This window comes from Paenibacillus sp. MMS20-IR301, assembly GCF_032302195.1.
GTDB lineage: Bacteria > Bacillota > Bacilli > Paenibacillales > Paenibacillaceae > Paenibacillus_AQ.
On record NZ_CP135275.1, the window covers coordinates 5010278 to 5026104 of the forward strand.

General features: G+C 45.8%; 12 protein-coding genes. 5 read left to right on the forward strand and 7 right to left on the reverse strand.

Annotated elements, in window-relative coordinates:
• Positions 1–106: 106 nt before the first annotated feature.
• Positions 107–1393, forward strand: coding sequence for a C45 family autoproteolytic acyltransferase/hydrolase (locus tag LOS79_RS21375; RefSeq protein WP_315412165.1), 1287 nt, complete (start codon positions 107–109; stop codon positions 1391–1393).
• Positions 1394–1537: 144 nt separating this feature from the next.
• Here the strand turns inward: LOS79_RS21375 and LOS79_RS21380 are convergent, their stop codons facing one another.
• Positions 1538–2527, reverse strand: coding sequence for a tRNA dihydrouridine synthase (locus LOS79_RS21380; protein WP_315412167.1), 990 nt, complete (start codon positions 2525–2527; stop codon positions 1538–1540).
• A gap of 264 nt (positions 2528–2791) precedes the next feature.
• Between LOS79_RS21380 and LOS79_RS21385 the strand changes: the two genes are divergently transcribed.
• Positions 2792–3772 carry a phosphotransferase enzyme family protein gene (locus LOS79_RS21385; RefSeq protein ID WP_315412169.1) on the forward strand — a complete coding sequence of 327 codons (981 nt, stop codon included), beginning with the start codon at positions 2792–2794 and terminating at the stop codon, positions 3770–3772.
• Between the two features lie 13 nt (positions 3773–3785).
• Here LOS79_RS21385 and LOS79_RS21390 read toward each other — a convergent pair whose 3' ends face one another.
• The 4 genes from LOS79_RS21390 to LOS79_RS21405 all read right to left on the reverse strand — a co-directional run bounded on the left by LOS79_RS21390 (position 3786) and on the right by LOS79_RS21405 (position 8443).
• Positions 3786–4472: a helix-turn-helix domain-containing protein gene (locus LOS79_RS21390; RefSeq protein WP_315412171.1), complete on the reverse strand. Its 687-nt coding sequence runs from the start codon at positions 4470–4472 to the stop codon at positions 3786–3788.
• Between the two features lie 986 nt (positions 4473–5458).
• Positions 5459–5815: a hypothetical protein gene (locus LOS79_RS21395; RefSeq protein ID WP_315412172.1), complete on the reverse strand. Its 357-nt coding sequence runs from the start codon at positions 5813–5815 to the stop codon at positions 5459–5461.
• Between the two features lie 425 nt (positions 5816–6240).
• Positions 6241–6543 carry a hypothetical protein gene (locus LOS79_RS21400; RefSeq protein ID WP_315412173.1) on the reverse strand — a complete coding sequence of 101 codons (303 nt, stop codon included), beginning with the start codon at positions 6541–6543 and terminating at the stop codon, positions 6241–6243.
• A gap of 58 nt (positions 6544–6601) precedes the next feature.
• Positions 6602–8443, reverse strand: a complete 1842-nt coding sequence (locus LOS79_RS21405) for a DUF262 domain-containing protein (protein ID WP_315412175.1) — start codon at positions 8441–8443, stop codon at positions 6602–6604.
• A gap of 288 nt (positions 8444–8731) precedes the next feature.
• Here LOS79_RS21405 and LOS79_RS21410 point away from each other — a divergent pair, with 288 nt between their 5' ends.
• Entirely contained in the window at positions 8732–10597 is a 1866-nt protein-coding gene (locus LOS79_RS21410; protein ID WP_315412176.1) for a leucine-rich repeat domain-containing protein, read from the forward strand.
• A gap of 67 nt (positions 10598–10664) precedes the next feature.
• On the opposite strand, the gene LOS79_RS21415 is transcribed toward LOS79_RS21410, so the two are convergent.
• Together LOS79_RS21415 and LOS79_RS21420 are read right to left on the reverse strand one after the other, a co-directional pair.
• Positions 10665–12308: a M56 family metallopeptidase gene (locus LOS79_RS21415; protein ID WP_315412177.1), complete on the reverse strand. Its 1644-nt coding sequence runs from the start codon at positions 12306–12308 to the stop codon at positions 10665–10667.
• A 9-nt stretch (positions 12309–12317) separates the two neighbouring features.
• The gene (locus LOS79_RS21420; RefSeq protein WP_315412179.1) at positions 12318–12671 is read right to left on the reverse strand and encodes a BlaI/MecI/CopY family transcriptional regulator; all 354 of its coding nucleotides are present in this window, start codon (positions 12669–12671) and stop codon (positions 12318–12320) included.
• Positions 12672–12890: 219 nt separating this feature from the next.
• Between LOS79_RS21420 and LOS79_RS21425 the strand changes: the two genes are divergently transcribed.
• Together LOS79_RS21425 and LOS79_RS21430 are read left to right on the forward strand one after the other, a co-directional pair.
• Entirely contained in the window at positions 12891–14729 is a 1839-nt protein-coding gene (locus tag LOS79_RS21425) for an HSP90 family protein (RefSeq protein ID WP_315412181.1), read from the forward strand.
• The gene (locus tag LOS79_RS21430; RefSeq protein WP_315412183.1) at positions 14730–15797 is read left to right on the forward strand and encodes a hypothetical protein; all 1068 of its coding nucleotides are present in this window, start codon (positions 14730–14732) and stop codon (positions 15795–15797) included.
• Positions 15798–15827: the final 30 nt, after the last annotated feature.

The window sequence follows — 15827 nt, forward strand, 5'->3', positions numbered from 1 at the left end:
CACATTAAACCATCATAGTACGTGTTATGATTTAGACACCTGCACAAGTATATCTTAATCCCGGGAGAAGCATACCTCCCCATATGGTTCGCCTCTGGGCGGCGGAATGGAGATGAATATGAAACTATTTGCAAAGTTAAGCGCATTCATTATTCTGATTGTACATTTAGCTGGTTGTACTGCTGGCAAGGAAGCTGATTTATCCAAAGAACCTGTTTCTATAGTCCATAAGGGCAGCCACTTTGAGGTGGTCCTTGATTTTACTGCGGGTACATCCCATTTTGATATGGGCAAGGCTTATGGTGCGGCGATTCTGCAGGCTATGCCTGATTATGAAGCCCTTTTCGATTCCTATATAGCTGATACGGCCAAGAGCAGCCAAGAACTTGACTACCTGATAGCAAGAGTAAATGATATCAAGCCTCAGCTGAATCAGGATTATGTCGATGAAATTGAAGGCATTGCCGCAAGTTTATCAGGATTGACCCAGACTAGCAGAGGAGACGGGAAGCTTTCTGCCGATGAGCTTTTTCTAATCAACCTGTTCCCGGATGTGGCAAGAAGCACTCAATGCTCAGCACTAAGCGTATATGGTCAAAGATCGGAGACACAAGAAACCATGACCGCGAGAATTCTGGAATGGTATAGCGGAACACAGAACCAGCTGGCCCGTCTGCATGCTGTAGTTACGTACAAGAATTCTGCACAATCCATGGTGACTATTGGTTATTTGGGATATATGGGGACGATTTCAGGATTTAATGATGACGGGGTATTCGGATCGATTCTGGATGCAGGAACGGGGCTTACCTATTCTTCCTCATCGAAATATTCTTACCCTATGGATTTGCGGTATGCGCTTGAACATTATCAGACGATCGATGAGGTTGCTGATTTTCTGAAGTCGCCTGATCGGGCGTACACTTTTAGCCATTTAATTTTTCTGAGTGATCCCTCTGTCAGCAAAGTCCTGGAAAATAATGTAGCAGGAAAAGCAAATAGCCTTCGTGACCTCCGGACAGAGCAATCCAAATTAAACGGGAAAATCACCTGGGATATCCCTGACTCCATAGGATCTGTAAACTCATTTATGTTAAAAGGTAATCTCAACAATCACTCCTATTACTTAAATAACATCGCAAGATATGAGAGTATGAAACATGAGCTTAAGTCCAAAGGAGATCAGGTTTCGCTGGATGAGCTGAAATCGATTGCTGCCTACTACACCGGGGAAGGACCGCGGGAGCAGACGGATGGTGATCTGTACACCGTCGGGACCCAGCAAATCATTATTTTTGAGCCAGGCAAGCTGAATCTGGAGGTATTCTTCAGACCCGTATCTAATGAGCTGCCGGCTGTTCCTCAATTTGAACAAATACCTGTGGATTTTTAATTTGTAATATCATCACTTGTGACACACAAACATATACATCCTTATACCAAAACAGAGGACAGGCTTATTGGCTCCGGGGCTCTCCCCTCTCCATTCGGCCGATCCTCTATTTTATCGCTTCTGATCTATGTTTAACTCGTCAGCTTACTCCCCGCGTTCATCCGTTCCGTCCTGCTCCTTGTCTCTGAAATCATCGAGCAGCGCACGCACTTCGCTTGTGGATCTGGTGTTCATTAAGCTGTTTCTTAATTCACTGGCCCCGCGGAAGCCGCGGACATAGATTTTGAAGAAGCGCTGCAGCGGGCTGAAGGAACGTGGCTTCTGACTTGAGTATTCATCATAGAGATCCAGGTGCAGCCGCAGCAGATCCAGCAGCTCCGCACTGCTGTGCTCCTTCGGCTCCTGCTCAAACGCAAACGGATTCTGAAAAATCCCCCGCCCGATCATGATCCCGTCCACACCATATTCTTCAGCGAGCTTCAGGCCGCTCTCGCGGTCCGGGATATCCCCGTTAATGGTCAACAGGGTATGCGGAGCGATCTCATCGCGCAGCTGCTTAATCTCGGGAATCAGCTCCCAGTGGGCATCTACCTTGCTCATTTCCTCCCGGGTACGCAGATGGATGGACAGGTTCACAATATCCTGCTGCAGGATATGGGTTAACCAGCCGCGCCATTCGTCCAGGTCCGTGAATCCGAGTCTTGTCTTGACACTGACCGGCAGTCCCCCGGCCTTGGCCGCCTGAATGATCTCCGCTGCAAGCTCCGGGCGGCAGATCAGGCCGCTGCCCTTCCCGTTCTCCGCTACATTCGCTACAGGACAGCCCATATTAATATCAATGCCCCGGAAGCCTTCCTCGGCCATCCCGATGCTCATCTGCCGGAAGTATTCCGGCTTGTCTCCCCAGATATGGGCGACCATCGGCTGTTCATCCTCGGTGAATGTCAGACGGCCGCGCACCGCATGATGCCCCTCCGGGTGGCAATAGCTCTCTGAATTTGCAAACTCCGTAAAGAACACATCCGGTCGGCCTGCTCTGCTCACAACATGACGAAACACCACATCCGTCACGTCTTCCATCGGTGCCAGTATGAAAAAGGGGCGCGGTAATTCACGCCAGAAATTATTAGTCATGTTAAATACCTCTCTATGCCTATCAGGACAATTGATTATCCTGGAAATGTCCTGCTGCCTGGAATATTTAAAAAGAAATAGACCGCCCTGTCCAAAGGAAACGGTCTATCGCATGTTTTATTATAACATGGCAAGAGTGAATTTCAATCTATGCACCTGCCGGTAGGAGCAGTTAAAAACAAATAAAATCAACTACTACGTATGATCAATAAAACGGATATGCTAATGTGAATTTATACAATCGCAGCGGGGAGAGATTGATAATTGAATGACTATTATTTAAGGATTGCAAAGGAAGCATTAAGCAACTACTCCATCACCTGCAAATCCATAGATTTCATAGCCCAGAGCGGAAATACGATCTATAAAGTCACTGACCACGATAACAACAGTTATAGTCTCCGGTTGCATATCTCCAAGGGCGGCGCGCTTGAAAGCTATTGGAGCAAGCCGGAGGTAATCCGTTCTGAAATGGTCTGGCTGCACGCCTTAGCCTTGGATACGGACTTAACCCTTCCTTCACCTTACAAGAATACCTGCGGAGAATTCGTTACAGTCGTGGACAGCACAAGCTGCACTTTGCTGCAATGGGTGGAAGGGGAGCAGAAGCCTTTTATTCCTACGGCAGAGGAAGCCGGGTTACTGGGTGAATTAATCGGCAAATTACACAGACAAGCCTCGAAGTGGCAAGCTCCTGATTCATTTGAGCGCCCTGCCTTTGATGGCTCCCGTATCTTAGAGTCCCTTGAGAAGCTTAAAGCGCGGACTACTGCCGGGCTGCTCGATGCAGCAGATACGGAGCTGCTTCAGACTGCAGGCAGGCGGATCATTGCTATGATGAATTCCATTGAACGGACACCGGGCAATTGGGGTATGATTCATGCCGATCTGATTCCGAATAACTTAGTGTTTCATGGAGCAGAAGTGCGGCCGATTGATTTCGGAGCTTGCGGGTTCGGCTATTATCTGTTTGATCTGGGCTCCGCATTTTCCTTCATCCACCCTGCATTCAGAGAACAGCTGCTTAAGTCTTATTCCATGGTTCATCCGTTGCCGGATAACTATGTTGAGCTGTTGGAGGGCTTCTTCATTGCCGCACAGCTGGATACTATGAATTTCTGGATGGGTCTGCCTGACTCGCAGGAATGGCTGCCGGGCCATATCCGCAAATTAGCCGGCAGGGAAGTTGCTGCCTATGTGAACAATGAGCCCTACCTCTACAGCGGCGTGCCGCATTGGGAGTAAGGATTTCAGCGGATCAAAGTTTAATTAATTCATTCCCGTGAACCTCTAACAGTTCGTAAGCTTGGCCTAACATTTGTTTATCCGTATCGTACAAGGGAGTTGTTTTATCCCGTACCCCGCTTATGGATGTCATATAGTTCAGCTGATGTACCATGAATTCTGAATTGCATAATACAATAGCCTTTTTGCTGCCTGCGATCACATTCTGCTGTAGCACAACTGCTTTCTCAATGACTTCAGGGAAAAACACAACAGGCACCCCGTCCCCTGCTTTCATATCTCTATGATCAACGAACACACTTAGCTCACCCTCTGCGAAATTAGAGACAATGCCTCTCCATATTTTCGATATGTAATCTACGTTTGCCCCGGTTACTAATCCTTGAATTTGAATAGTAAGCAGCTTGTGGTCCCAGTCCAAATGATACTTAAATCTTTCGGATATCGGGACTTCGGCTTCTTTCTTCAGAAATACAGGATTGCTTGTAAACCGCTCATTGGAGAACAAGTAATTCATCGGGACACTCAGCGCGCCCGCAATCTTCTCAATATTAACCAAGCTAATATTACGCATACCGCGCTCCACTCCGCTTATATATGTACGATCCAGTTCGGAGCGATGTGCCAGCAGCTCTTGCGAAATTCCGCTGCGGGCACGCAGTTCCTTAACCCTACTTCCGAACTCGGCGAGTATATCCATAATTTATCCCCCATACCTTACCATATCTTCTATGCTAAATATCGGATAATTAGTGCGAAAGTTGTAGGTTTTTGTCGATGTGACTTATAGTCCGTGGCACTAAAAGATGTTGAATTCCTATAATTGAGCATGCAGGTTTGGTACGAAAGTCATCAGCAGCAATGGGGGGATTCGTATTTTATTTAAATTCAAAAAAACATGCCCGGCCTGTTCCGGAGAGAGACGTGTGGAGTGTAACTGTGAAGCCGAAACGAGAAAAGTGCTCTCATGTGAGCAATGTAACGGAACTGGATCAGTGGGTACCCAAGAAGTAATGCATACTGTTGAACATGTTAAACCTGAGGAACGTTTTGTTGAAAGGAAATGCAGTAATTGTGGCGGGAATGGAAGTGTTTACTGTAGGGATTGTAAAGGATACCGAAATCAGGCTTTCATCTGCCTGTCTTGTAACGATACAGGAAGGCAGACTTGCCCGTATTGTAACAATGGAATTATAAGTGTAGAAGAGACAGTAAATGTGAAACAGTATGAATTGTGCGATAAATGTAATGGCCAGAAAGAATTCAGGTGTGGACAGTGTCACAATAAGGGGTATCTTGACATAGATGGAAAACGTTCTCCTTGCACAGCCTGTCAAGCTAGAGGCGCAATCAAATGTGTGTCTTGCAATGGTCATGGGAAGAAGCCAATTATCCTTGAACAAAGTGTTAAGGAGAATATTAAATGTAGTAAGTGTAATGGACACGGCCGCTATGACTGCAAGAGCTGCGACGCCAATCACACCAAGCTATGCCCCCGCTGCAAAGGTTCCGGTGAGACTTTTACAAATATCGCAATGATTATTATTGTAGTGGCGGCTATTATTGCGCTGAATATCCTTAGTAAGATTATCATACCTTTAACACGATGAACCAAATACAAAACCGCCAGGAGTTATCCGGCGGTTTTATTATATGTATATAGGCTGATTTCCGGCAGATAAACTGTCAGTTACTCAGATACTCGTCAGCCTCAGCGTAAGATTCAAAGTAGGCAACAAAGTCACCAAACATTCGTCTCATCTGCATTTTGAAGACCGGAGAGTCGGTAACATAAGCCCATTTCTTCGTGGTCGAGAATCCGGCTTCAATCGCAAGCTCGTTAGTCGGACTCAATTCCTGAACCACCTCTTGGGTCAGCAGGCGGCAGCCCGTAAGATCCGTTAGTCCCGTGAAACCCGGCCGTACTTGTTTGAGCACTTCCTTAAGCTCGCTGATATAGACGGGCACATCCTCCATAGCCATTCTATCCCCTACAAAGTGAACCCGGTTCTTCTCCGCATCATATCCAAGCGTAAACATCATTAACTCCTCCTCATATTTCATGTCATGGTGGGTTGATTACACAGCAAATTGAAGCAACTGATTGATGAATATAAGTATACTTATACTTCGCTAAGGATCTCCACGGACTATGAGTAACAATTGGAAAAATGTTTTAGCTCTACTCATGAACTTGATGTTTAATTATAAGAGTTATATTAGACATTTAAGCTTAGTCTATCCAGTAGATCATGCTTTTTGTTTCATCCAGTTAAACAAATTTAAATCACTAAAAAATTTTTTTGCATTTTACTTAATATCTAAATCCACATTACTATTCTGCAAATAATTCACAACCCATTCTAAAGCCTTTTTATCTTGGAAATCTAAATGAATTATATCTGGGTACCTATCCTTTAAAATTTCATCAACAATAATATCAAAGTATTCTGAATTCTCAGTTATTCTTAGAAGATATAACTATTTACCGTATCATTATAATCTCTGTTCAAAGGAAAATTATCAAATTTATAATCCAATCGTTTCTCTGAACGAAAGCACCATTGTTCATTTGATTTATCAACATTAATTCCATATACTCCCTTTAAAACTGACAGGTAACCTTTTAAGCATAAATCTTCACCATTACCACTAAAAATCAATTTTCCAAAATCATCCTTAACATCCCAAGTTGTTTTGTCCAGTTGATTTTTATTATTTTCAATATAACTTTGAATTTTTTTATGCAAGCTCGTTTCATACTGAGACATTAGTAACACTTCTCTCCACTGTTTTAACCTGGTAAGTTACGGTTTGAATGGCCCTTAGCTACGCCCAAATAATACAGATTAGGTCATACAGTAGCATATGTCTCTCTTCAAGTTCATTAGGTCCATATTGATCCATAGGTGTGAATTTAAGATTGAATGATTTCATCATATTTGAAAAATCAATTTTTGTTTTATAGCTGTCCTGACGAAGTGTTTCGTTCCAGTATAGGGTGTTGGCGTACGTTTTCAGCTTATTTAAATAAAGCTCATTGCTGCTGGAGATATTATCTTTTCCTTTTAGCAGCAGAAGTCCACCCAGTCTATTTCTCTCTCGCTCAAAACGCTCTACCTCATCTCCGAATGCAGTTAAATTCTCTGTATTATTAGCGAGTATATGCTCAATATGAAATCCGTTTACAGATCCTGTATTTGCTACAAGATCATAAAAAGAATGTTTCATATTCATTTTGGTTTGATCAGCAATAAACTGTTCGATCCGGGCAAAGAAGTATCTTTTGAAACGTTTATTAAGTTCAATACCGGTGTCTTTAAAATAGCTGTATGAAATCGGCTTTATTGTTTGAACACCTCTCGCATCAGATAACATTTTTAGAAGATATTTATCAAATACCGATTTAATAATTGCAATGTCCTGTCCTCTAATCTCAGCGGATATCAAGTATGTCGCCTCATTAAAATCGTTGCTGTCATAACTCTTCTGCAATTGTAATAGCGAAAATAAACGATCTACTTCACGCGATATCAATTTGATTTTTTCCTGTTCCTGAGAGTCGTTTATTACACAAGCGGACATTATTAACTGAAACTGGCTATCCATCTCAGTTAATCCATTATAATAAACACTCAAATAATCATTTTGAGGTTTATCATAATAACTAAGAATTTTATAGTATAACTCTGAATAATATCTAAATTCATTTAGCAAAAAACGTTTTACATCTTTCGGGCTATGCTGCAATTTCAATTCTTTATCCACTTCCGGGAGAAATATTGCCCGATGATAATTACGATCAAATTTCCGAGTATCCCCAACCGTTTTGGCGAACTTTGATCGTAAGAAAGATATAAAAAACACGTCAATTTCATCGTCATTATATTGATTTATAACATTTACTTGCGTATCCCAGATTTCATTTAATCCCAACTGATCCAGTTCGTCCTTATCAATCTGACCCAGCAGTTTTCCTTTTAAGATTTCGTAAGGTTTGAGTTTCACTCCACGATCATTGATAACCTCAAATACCATGGGAACATCGGTTTGCTCAACGTTTAAATTGATTAGGACCAACCTTTTCAAGAAGTAGAAGATAAAAGTTTCCAATTTATGCTTATCTAACAACTCTTTGTCCAGTACTGTGGATATAACTTTATAGTTATTGACCATATTAAAAGCAGTAATTCCGGAGGAAGTATCGATCTCCTCCAGTTTTTTCCCGGTAAAGAGTCCGGACATCGATACTTTATGTTGTTCATGATTCATCCAAAACTCTTTCTTAAAACCGGATTGGCCTGCAATCTTACCCGCCAGCCAGTCCGCTAATTCTGAATTAGCTTCATTTGCGCTATGCATCAGCTTGATCAGAACTAGGGTTAACGTTGTAAGCCGTTGCTGGCCGTCAACCACATAAATTTTCCCATCAATATTATTGGTTACATAAGTATTTAAATAGTACCAGGAATACCGTTCCACTAATTTATCTAATTCGATATCACTGTCTTTATAGCGTTGATATTCAACGTTAAATTTGTAGAAAATATCATCCAACAATCGACGAACGGGTTCGTCTGTCCACTTATACTGGCGTTGGTAAAAATCAATAAAGTAAGTTGTACTGGAAAAAACCTTATCTATATTTTGCTTGTCAGGTGTAACATCCATGGTAGTATCCTCCTACAATCAATCTCTTATTAGCTAAGTATTTTCAAATCCCGAGGATTTTCATCCTACTAAATTCCTTTTACCCCTACTTTAGTCATAGTTTCGACAGAGTAATTCATAAACCCTTTTTATGGTACATTTCCTCCCGGGTACGCAGCTGAATGGCAAATTCAAATGGAGTGCCGTTCTATCCTCTCTGAAAGGTTTAATATAATTGAAAAGGGATTATGAGGTCATATGACAGCTTAGAATAATCTTATTATCTGCATGATGAAGGAGGAGGCATTCGTGGCATTTATCCCGTTAAACTGTCCTAACTGCAGCGGCAGAATTGAATACAAGGAAGGCGCAGTCCTCAAGTGTCCCTATTGCCGGACAGAGCTTTTATTGAAGCAAAATCATGTCTATTATGTGGATCAGACCATTAACCATTATCACGGGATCCCTCCTAAGGCTAAGCCGAGGTCCCACGTCTCCGTAAGGCTGGCGCTGGTACTGCTGCTCATCCTGGCAGGCACTATCGGGACTTATTTCTATTACAGCGCGGGTTCTGCTCAGCTGAAAACAGCGGCCAGTCTGCCTGTGCGGCCGATGCCCGAAAGCGAGGTCCTGCTCTCCTTTCTGCAGGAAATCCTGGATAAAGGAACTGCCCTGCCGACAGAGGAGGAATTGGCACGTCTGCGCTATTTAACCGTGGAGCGTTCGGAGAACGACCAGTGGCAATTTACTTACAGCTTCTCCGATCCCTTCAGCGATGAGCAGGCCGAGAAGATCACTTATATTACCCAGGACAAGAGCTTGAATACCCAGCGGATTGATCAGCGGGATTTCGAAGCCTTTAAGGGGCTGACGGCACTTCACCTGACGAATACTTACGAAATCTCCCAGACTGACAATACCACTTTTGCTCATATGACAGGATTACGAAGCTATGGCGGGGCCTTTAACGAATCCTTCAGCAGATTTTCCGGCTACTTTGGTGACAAGTCTACAATCACGGAGCTTACCACCCAGTTGCGCAGCAATCAGGAAGTAGCCATGCTGCTTGAATTCCCCAATCTGAGCTCGCTGTCCATTACCTATGTGGATGAGTCCATAACAGATCTTCATTTGCTCAATAAGCTGCCGCTGAAATCCCTGTCACTAACCTTTGTCGATGAGCTGGGTTGGCTGTCGTCTATGAACGGGCTCTCATCGCTCGCCATCCATCACAGTGAAGCCACAGACCTGCAGCCGCTGTATGCCTTAACCGGGCTTCAGGAGCTTAAGCTTTCTTTTTTAACCAATGTAAAGTCCATAGACTTTGTACAAAACATGCCTGCGCTGCAGACACTGGATATCGAGAATTTGAGCTTTTCCAGTCTGGAGCGTCTGGCCGGCAAGACCTCCATTACCACACTCCGCCTGGCTTCCTTGGGCCAGCTTGGCTCGGTTGAGGCGGTGAACAGCTTGCCTTCTCTCCGGGAATTAACGTTGTCCGGTTACTACGAGAACGCAGAGGCACTGGCATTGCCGGGCGTACGGCGGGCAGATATTCCCGGCTCCTTTCTCCCAGGACTGCAGGCGCCTGCCATAACCAGTCTGACGCTCCGCGGCGGAAGCTCGGAGTTAGATGTAGCCGCATTGGGGAAATTCCCGGAGCTTGAGCAGCTGTCCCTCCGGGAGATTGACGAGATAGCCCAGCTTGACGCTCTGGATGATTTGCCCCGCCTGCAGACCTTAAACATATATGACTCGTCACTGTATAAGGAGAGCGACGCCCTGTTTCGTTTGAAGCAGGTGAACACTCTGGTGTGCTCGGAATGCCGTTTGAATTTCAGGCAGCAGGCAGCTGCTGTGAACAGCGTGCTTGAGCATTTGACCTTAGACCGGCCCTATTTCAGCGTGAACAACACCTCTGTCAGTGACGTTGATCAGGTACTGCCTTATTTCGCAAAGTTGTCCGCTCTGCGTTCCTTCACCCTGCAGGATAGCAATGTAGCTTCTCTTACGTTCATGAGCAATTGGCAGGCCATAGAAGAGCTTCATCTGGAGAACAATGCCATCTCCAATATAGAGACCCTGAGCCGGCTGCCTAATCTGCACAAGGTATTTCTGGCCGGCAATTCCGTGCTGAACAAGTCTGCGCTTGGTGCGGATGTGCTGGTGTATTAATTTTCAAAAATAAAGACGCTGCGGGAAGCAATCCCGGGGCGTCTTCTTGCTTTTTGGTGTGCCGAATTCATTCCGTCACGAAAAGGTCAGGGAGCGTGTTCTCAAGCTGCTTAATTCTTTCCGAATAATCTTGTTCTGCCTGAGCTTCCGAAAGTATATTGCTTGCCACTAACAAGTCATAAAATGATTTCAGCATCTGTGCAGATATTTTATACGGGAGTCTCTCGGCAGTAATCATCATTCTTTGACCGTCGATCAGAACAGAAGCTAGTTTCTCCGGCTGTACAAGTTCAATCTGTACACCGTTCCCGTCGATGATGAAATACATCTCCTTCATATTTTCAAACACCAGATGTTGTACTACGGCCCCGTTTGCCAAGCGGCTCTGAACTTCTTTGATGGAATAGCCCGGATTCGGATCATGGATTAGCAGCCATTTTGCAAAATCTTTTGCCGCGACTTCATCTGTATCATATTTCTCCCAAACCGTGCCCTTATCTTTACTTATCTGTATTGTATTATCCGTCATGACACGCAGATATATTTCGTTGTCCATATAAACTGCACGATACTTTGAAGCCATAAGCCTGTCTATCAGCTTCGGTACATCATATTTCTTATTGAAGGTTATATCAATCGGCATTAAAGCTGTATTGGTGTCAGCACCTTGATATAGTGAGGGCACACTGTAGGCTATAGGATTATCGGAACCCGTAGCAGCTTCCGTTTGGTCTAGTGCAGAAGTCGCAAAGATGATAACGGCACTGGCAGCAAGCAAAGTAGAAATCAGCATCTTGGTGATCGAGATCTTCTTGGCTTTCATAATCGATATAATCCTTTCTTCGGTTGAGTTTTTGGAAAAGCTGCTGATGACCGGCGCCAAGCCGATTTTCTTTTCTTCCAGACGTACAAGCGCCCTGGCATAAGCAGACTTCATATGATCCCCGGATTTCCGTATGACCGTTTCATCACAGAATAACTCAATATCACGGTTCGCAAGGATATACATCATCCATACAAAGGGGTTGAACCAATGAACGCATACGCTGGCCGCAAGAATCCATTTCTGCAGTATGTCGAACCGCCTGACGTGCGTAAATTCATGGGTCAGGATAAACGCAAGCTGTGACTCATCGTCATAGTCTAAATTTGTGGGCAAGAGTACAACCGGCCGGATAATACCGTAGGTTAGCGGAGTTGAAATATGATCCAGCTGCCTGATTTGAACATCCCGCCATAACAAATTTGACTGCTGCCATTTTTGTATAAAATCGCTTTTAACAGGCACAGCCATTTTGTAAATTTTACGGTACCTAACATGCGGAATGATAAAAGTTAAGGCACAAAACATAAAACCGGCTAACCAAACCCAAACCAAAGGTGATAGCTGTAAAGCCGTCATTAGCGGCATAACCGGCGCGGTCCAATGCTCTGTAATTGGCGGCATAATTACCGTAGTTCCCTCAATAAATGTTGAACCCTCCGGCGCGGAAATCCATTGTGGCAATGTAAACTTTCTGCTCAGATATTCCGCTAGCGTAAAAAAGCTAAATTGCGATTGAACTGAAACAGGGACAAGCAATTGAATGAATGCAACACCCCAAAGAAACATAAAGGTCAGTTTGGGCAGCTTGTGAATAAGCAGGGAACGCAAGAAAACAACTGCAAGAATAAAGACAGAAGCTGAGATGCTTATTTGAAGTAACGACATCCCCTCACCTCATTCCATGCTGTCGATAAGACGCTTCAAGCGGTTAATTTCTTCTGCCGACAGCCGTTTCTGTCTAAGCAATGAAGCGATCAGCCTGTCGGGGGCGCCATCATACATTTTATTAATCAGCTCCGTTGTTTCGTGTTCCTGGGCCTGCTCCCGCGTAATAACCGCATGGCAAACGAAATTAGGCTCATGCCGCTCAATCGCCCCTTTATCAAGGCATCTCTTGATGATGGTATACGTTGTAGTTTTGCTCCAGCCTACTTTTTCTTTTGTAATTTCGGCAATTCTCTTGGCGGGGGTATCGCCTTCATTCCACAAAATATCCATAATATTAAGCTCGCTATCGAATAGCTTCATAACCAAAATGTAAACACCTCATCCCTATATATTCTACTGCTGTAGAATCACATATTAACATTCTACTTCAGTAGAATAGCTTTGTCGATAAGGTTTTGGGAATATCTGTTTCTCAAAAGGAAGCATTTGGGTAATACATAGGAGCAGCATCTGCCTACATAACGGTCTGTTGTTTGCATGAAGCACAAAAAAATGAATATTAGAAGATAGGAGAACAAGATGGAGAATCAGAACCAGGATACTTATCGTTTTCAGGTCAACTTAAGCGGTATGATCAACATTTTGTCTAACCATTTGTACAGCAGCCCGAAGGTATTCCTCAGGGAACTGCTGCAGAATGGTATAGATGCGATTACTGCCCGGCAGGATTATTCCCAGGGTGGATACGAAGGCAAGATTCATGTCGAGGTAAGCGGGGCCAATACCGGGGCGACCCTACTAGTAGAAGATAACGGAATCGGCTTAAACGAGGATGAAATCCATGAGTTTCTGGCGATGATCGGACAATCCTCCAAGCGGGGCGAAGACTTTCTCCAGACCAATACCTCTTTTATAGGACGGTTTGGCATTGGGCTGTTGTCTTGCTTCATGGTAAGTGACGATATCGTCATGGTCACACAATCGGCCAAGGGCGGACCTGCACTGGAATGGCGCGGAAAGCCGGACGGAACCTATACGATCCGCAAGCTCGAAGGGGAATATGCTCCGGGCACCAAAGTTTTTTTGCGTTGTAAAGAAGGCTCCGAATCTTACTTCGAGGAAGACAATCTGCAGGAATGGCTGTTTCATTATGGAGCCCTGTTGCCTTATCCCATCCAGTTAGTGTCCGATCAGCATATCCGCTTAATTAATCCGCTGTCCCCGCCTTGGATCAAAGATCCGCAACTGGCCCGGAAGCACCGTGACGAGGTGCTGGCCTTCGGCAAGCAGGTGCTCGGCGAGACGTTCCGCGATTTCATCCCCCTGCACACCTCCTCGGGCCGGACGGGCGGCATCGCCTTCATCCTGCCGCAGGCGGTGAACCTGAGCGCCAAACGCAATCACCGGGTGTACCTGAAGCACATGCTGGTCTCCGAAGCCGCCAGTAACATCCTTCCGGACTGGGCGTTCTTCGTCAAATGCATGATCTGGACCGATGAGCTGCAGCCGACCGCTTCCCGGGAGCATTTCTATGAGAACGTCCAGCTGGAGCAGGTGCGGGAAGAGCTCGGGAACACCATTCGTCAGGAATTGATGCGGATGGCAGAGTACGATCCGGACCGCCTGCAGTCCATCATTTCGCTGCATGCCCTATCCATGAAGGCCCTCGCGGTGGAAGATTCGTTGTTCTACTCCATTATTCACGAGTGGCTCCCTTTTGAGAGCACGTTCGGCAGGAAGCCGCTAGGTGAGCTCAAGCAGCAGTCTCCCCTTTACTTTACAGCTACTCTGGACGAGTACCGCCAGATTACCCATGTGGCTTCGGCCCAATCCATGCTGGTGGTGAACGGCGGTTATATTTATGATTTCGAGCTGCTGTCCCTGCTGCCGGTAATTGACCCGGACGTGCAGACAGAACGGCTGCTGCCTGAGGAGGTGTCGTTATCCTTTACCGACATTACACCTGAGGAGCGGCTGGAGTACTATGAATCCGTAAGATTGGCGGACAGTGTGCTGCAGAAATTCCGCTGCCAGGTGCAGCTGCGCCGCTTCAAGCCAGAGGAGATTCCTGTGCTCTACACGCTGTCCCAGGAGTCCGCCCAGTGGCGTGTTATGGAGGCGACCAAAGAAGTGAGCACCGACGCCCTGTCCTCCGTGCTGGGCAGCCTGGGTACTTCGCTGCAGGATACGGCATATTCAACACTCTACTTCAACCTGAACAATCCTGTCATCGAGCGGGCATTCCGTTCGGCACACCGGGCGATGCTGCCGTCCATTGTCGAGATGCTGTACTGCAATGCGCTGATGATGGGGCATTATCCGATGAACCAGCAGGAGATGGGGCTATTGAACAAAGGCATCATTCAATTTATTGATTGGGGTATGACAGCCATTCACTCCACAGGAGGAGACAAATAGATGAATCAGATGAATCTAACTGAGATGAGTTTCGATGATTTGATGGAAGAAGCCTATGGCCTGCCAGGAGGAAAGGCTAAGCTCGAACTGCTGGAGCAGGCGGTACGGGCAGCAGATGCTGCAGGAGATCTCGATCAGGGCTATGAGGCCCGCAGCGAAATTGTAGAGACAGGCAGCTTCTACGGCTATCCGATGAAGGCGCTAGTCGCCTTTTCGTGGCAGCTGGGACAGTATGACAAAAACCCGGACCGGTTCGATGATTACAGCCTGCTGTGGTCCTATAAATGGGTTCTGGACCGCATCAGCTCTTTCGCAGAGATTAGCCGCACCCAGATTGAGAATCTGCTGGAGGATATGAAGACACGCTTTGCGGCAGAAGGCTACAACAGCCGTACCTATCACTATTACCGGGCACATATCTTTGCGGAATTTGGGGAGCTGGACGCTTCTCAGGCCGAATGGGATATCGTGCAGGCCATGGACCGGGATGAGATGAGCGATTGCCCGGCCTGTGAGCAGCACCATCTTGTCGAGTTTCTGGCGAAGCGGGGCGACGATGAAGGGGCCGTGAAGGCCGCCGAGCCGATTCTCAAAGGTAAAATGACCTGCGGCGAGGTGCCTCATGTGACCATCACCAAGGTGCTGTTCCCCCTCCTGCGGCTCGGCCGTCAGAAGGAAGCGGATAAGCTTCAAAAGAAGGGCTACAAATTGGTAAAGGGCAACCGCGACTTTCTGTACCACCAGGGAGAGCACATTGGTTACCTGACTTTAACCGATCCAATCAAGGCGCTGGAGGTCTTTGAAGAGTATATCGCCTCCTCTCTCGATCATGAGAACCCCGTCGACCAGATGATATTCAATGCCTATTCAGCCAGGCTGTTCCGCCGGCTGACGGAGGAATCCATCCAGTTCCAGGTCAAGCTGCCGGCAGGGCACCCGTGTGAGCACAAGTCCGGGGACGTAGCATCGCTTGCGAAGTATTTCCAGCAATTAGCTCTCGGCACAGCAGAAAAGCTGGATAAGCGAAACGGTAACGATTACTATACTGTACTTGTGCAACAGCTGTAGGCTTGTTTCTAACCAATCTACACAAATAGA

Bases quoted from the DNA above. Each gene is read 5' to 3' on its own strand.
- LOS79_RS21415 (WP_315412177.1), bottom strand. From the start codon at position 12,308: ATGTCGTTACTTCAAATAAGCATCTCAGCTTCTGTCTTTATTCTTGCA.
- LOS79_RS21400 (WP_315412173.1), bottom strand. From the start codon at position 6,543: ATGTCTCAGTATGAAACGAGCTTGCATAAAAAAATTCAAAGTTATATT.
- LOS79_RS21375 (WP_315412165.1), top strand. From the start codon at position 107: ATGGAGATGAATATGAAACTATTTGCAAAGTTAAGCGCATTCATTATT.
- LOS79_RS21395 (WP_315412172.1), bottom strand. From the start codon at position 5,815: ATGATGTTTACGCTTGGATATGATGCGGAGAAGAACCGGGTTCACTTT.
- LOS79_RS21420 (WP_315412179.1), bottom strand. From the start codon at position 12,671: ATGAAGCTATTCGATAGCGAGCTTAATATTATGGATATTTTGTGGAAT.
- LOS79_RS21380 (WP_315412167.1), bottom strand. From the start codon at position 2,527: ATGACTAATAATTTCTGGCGTGAATTACCGCGCCCCTTTTTCATACTG.
- LOS79_RS21425 (WP_315412181.1), top strand. From the start codon at position 12,891: ATGGAGAATCAGAACCAGGATACTTATCGTTTTCAGGTCAACTTAAGC.
- LOS79_RS21430 (WP_315412183.1), top strand. From the start codon at position 14,730: ATGAATCAGATGAATCTAACTGAGATGAGTTTCGATGATTTGATGGAA.
- LOS79_RS21390 (WP_315412171.1), bottom strand. From the start codon at position 4,472: ATGGATATACTCGCCGAGTTCGGAAGTAGGGTTAAGGAACTGCGTGCC.
- LOS79_RS21405 (WP_315412175.1), bottom strand. From the start codon at position 8,443: ATGGATGTTACACCTGACAAGCAAAATATAGATAAGGTTTTTTCCAGT.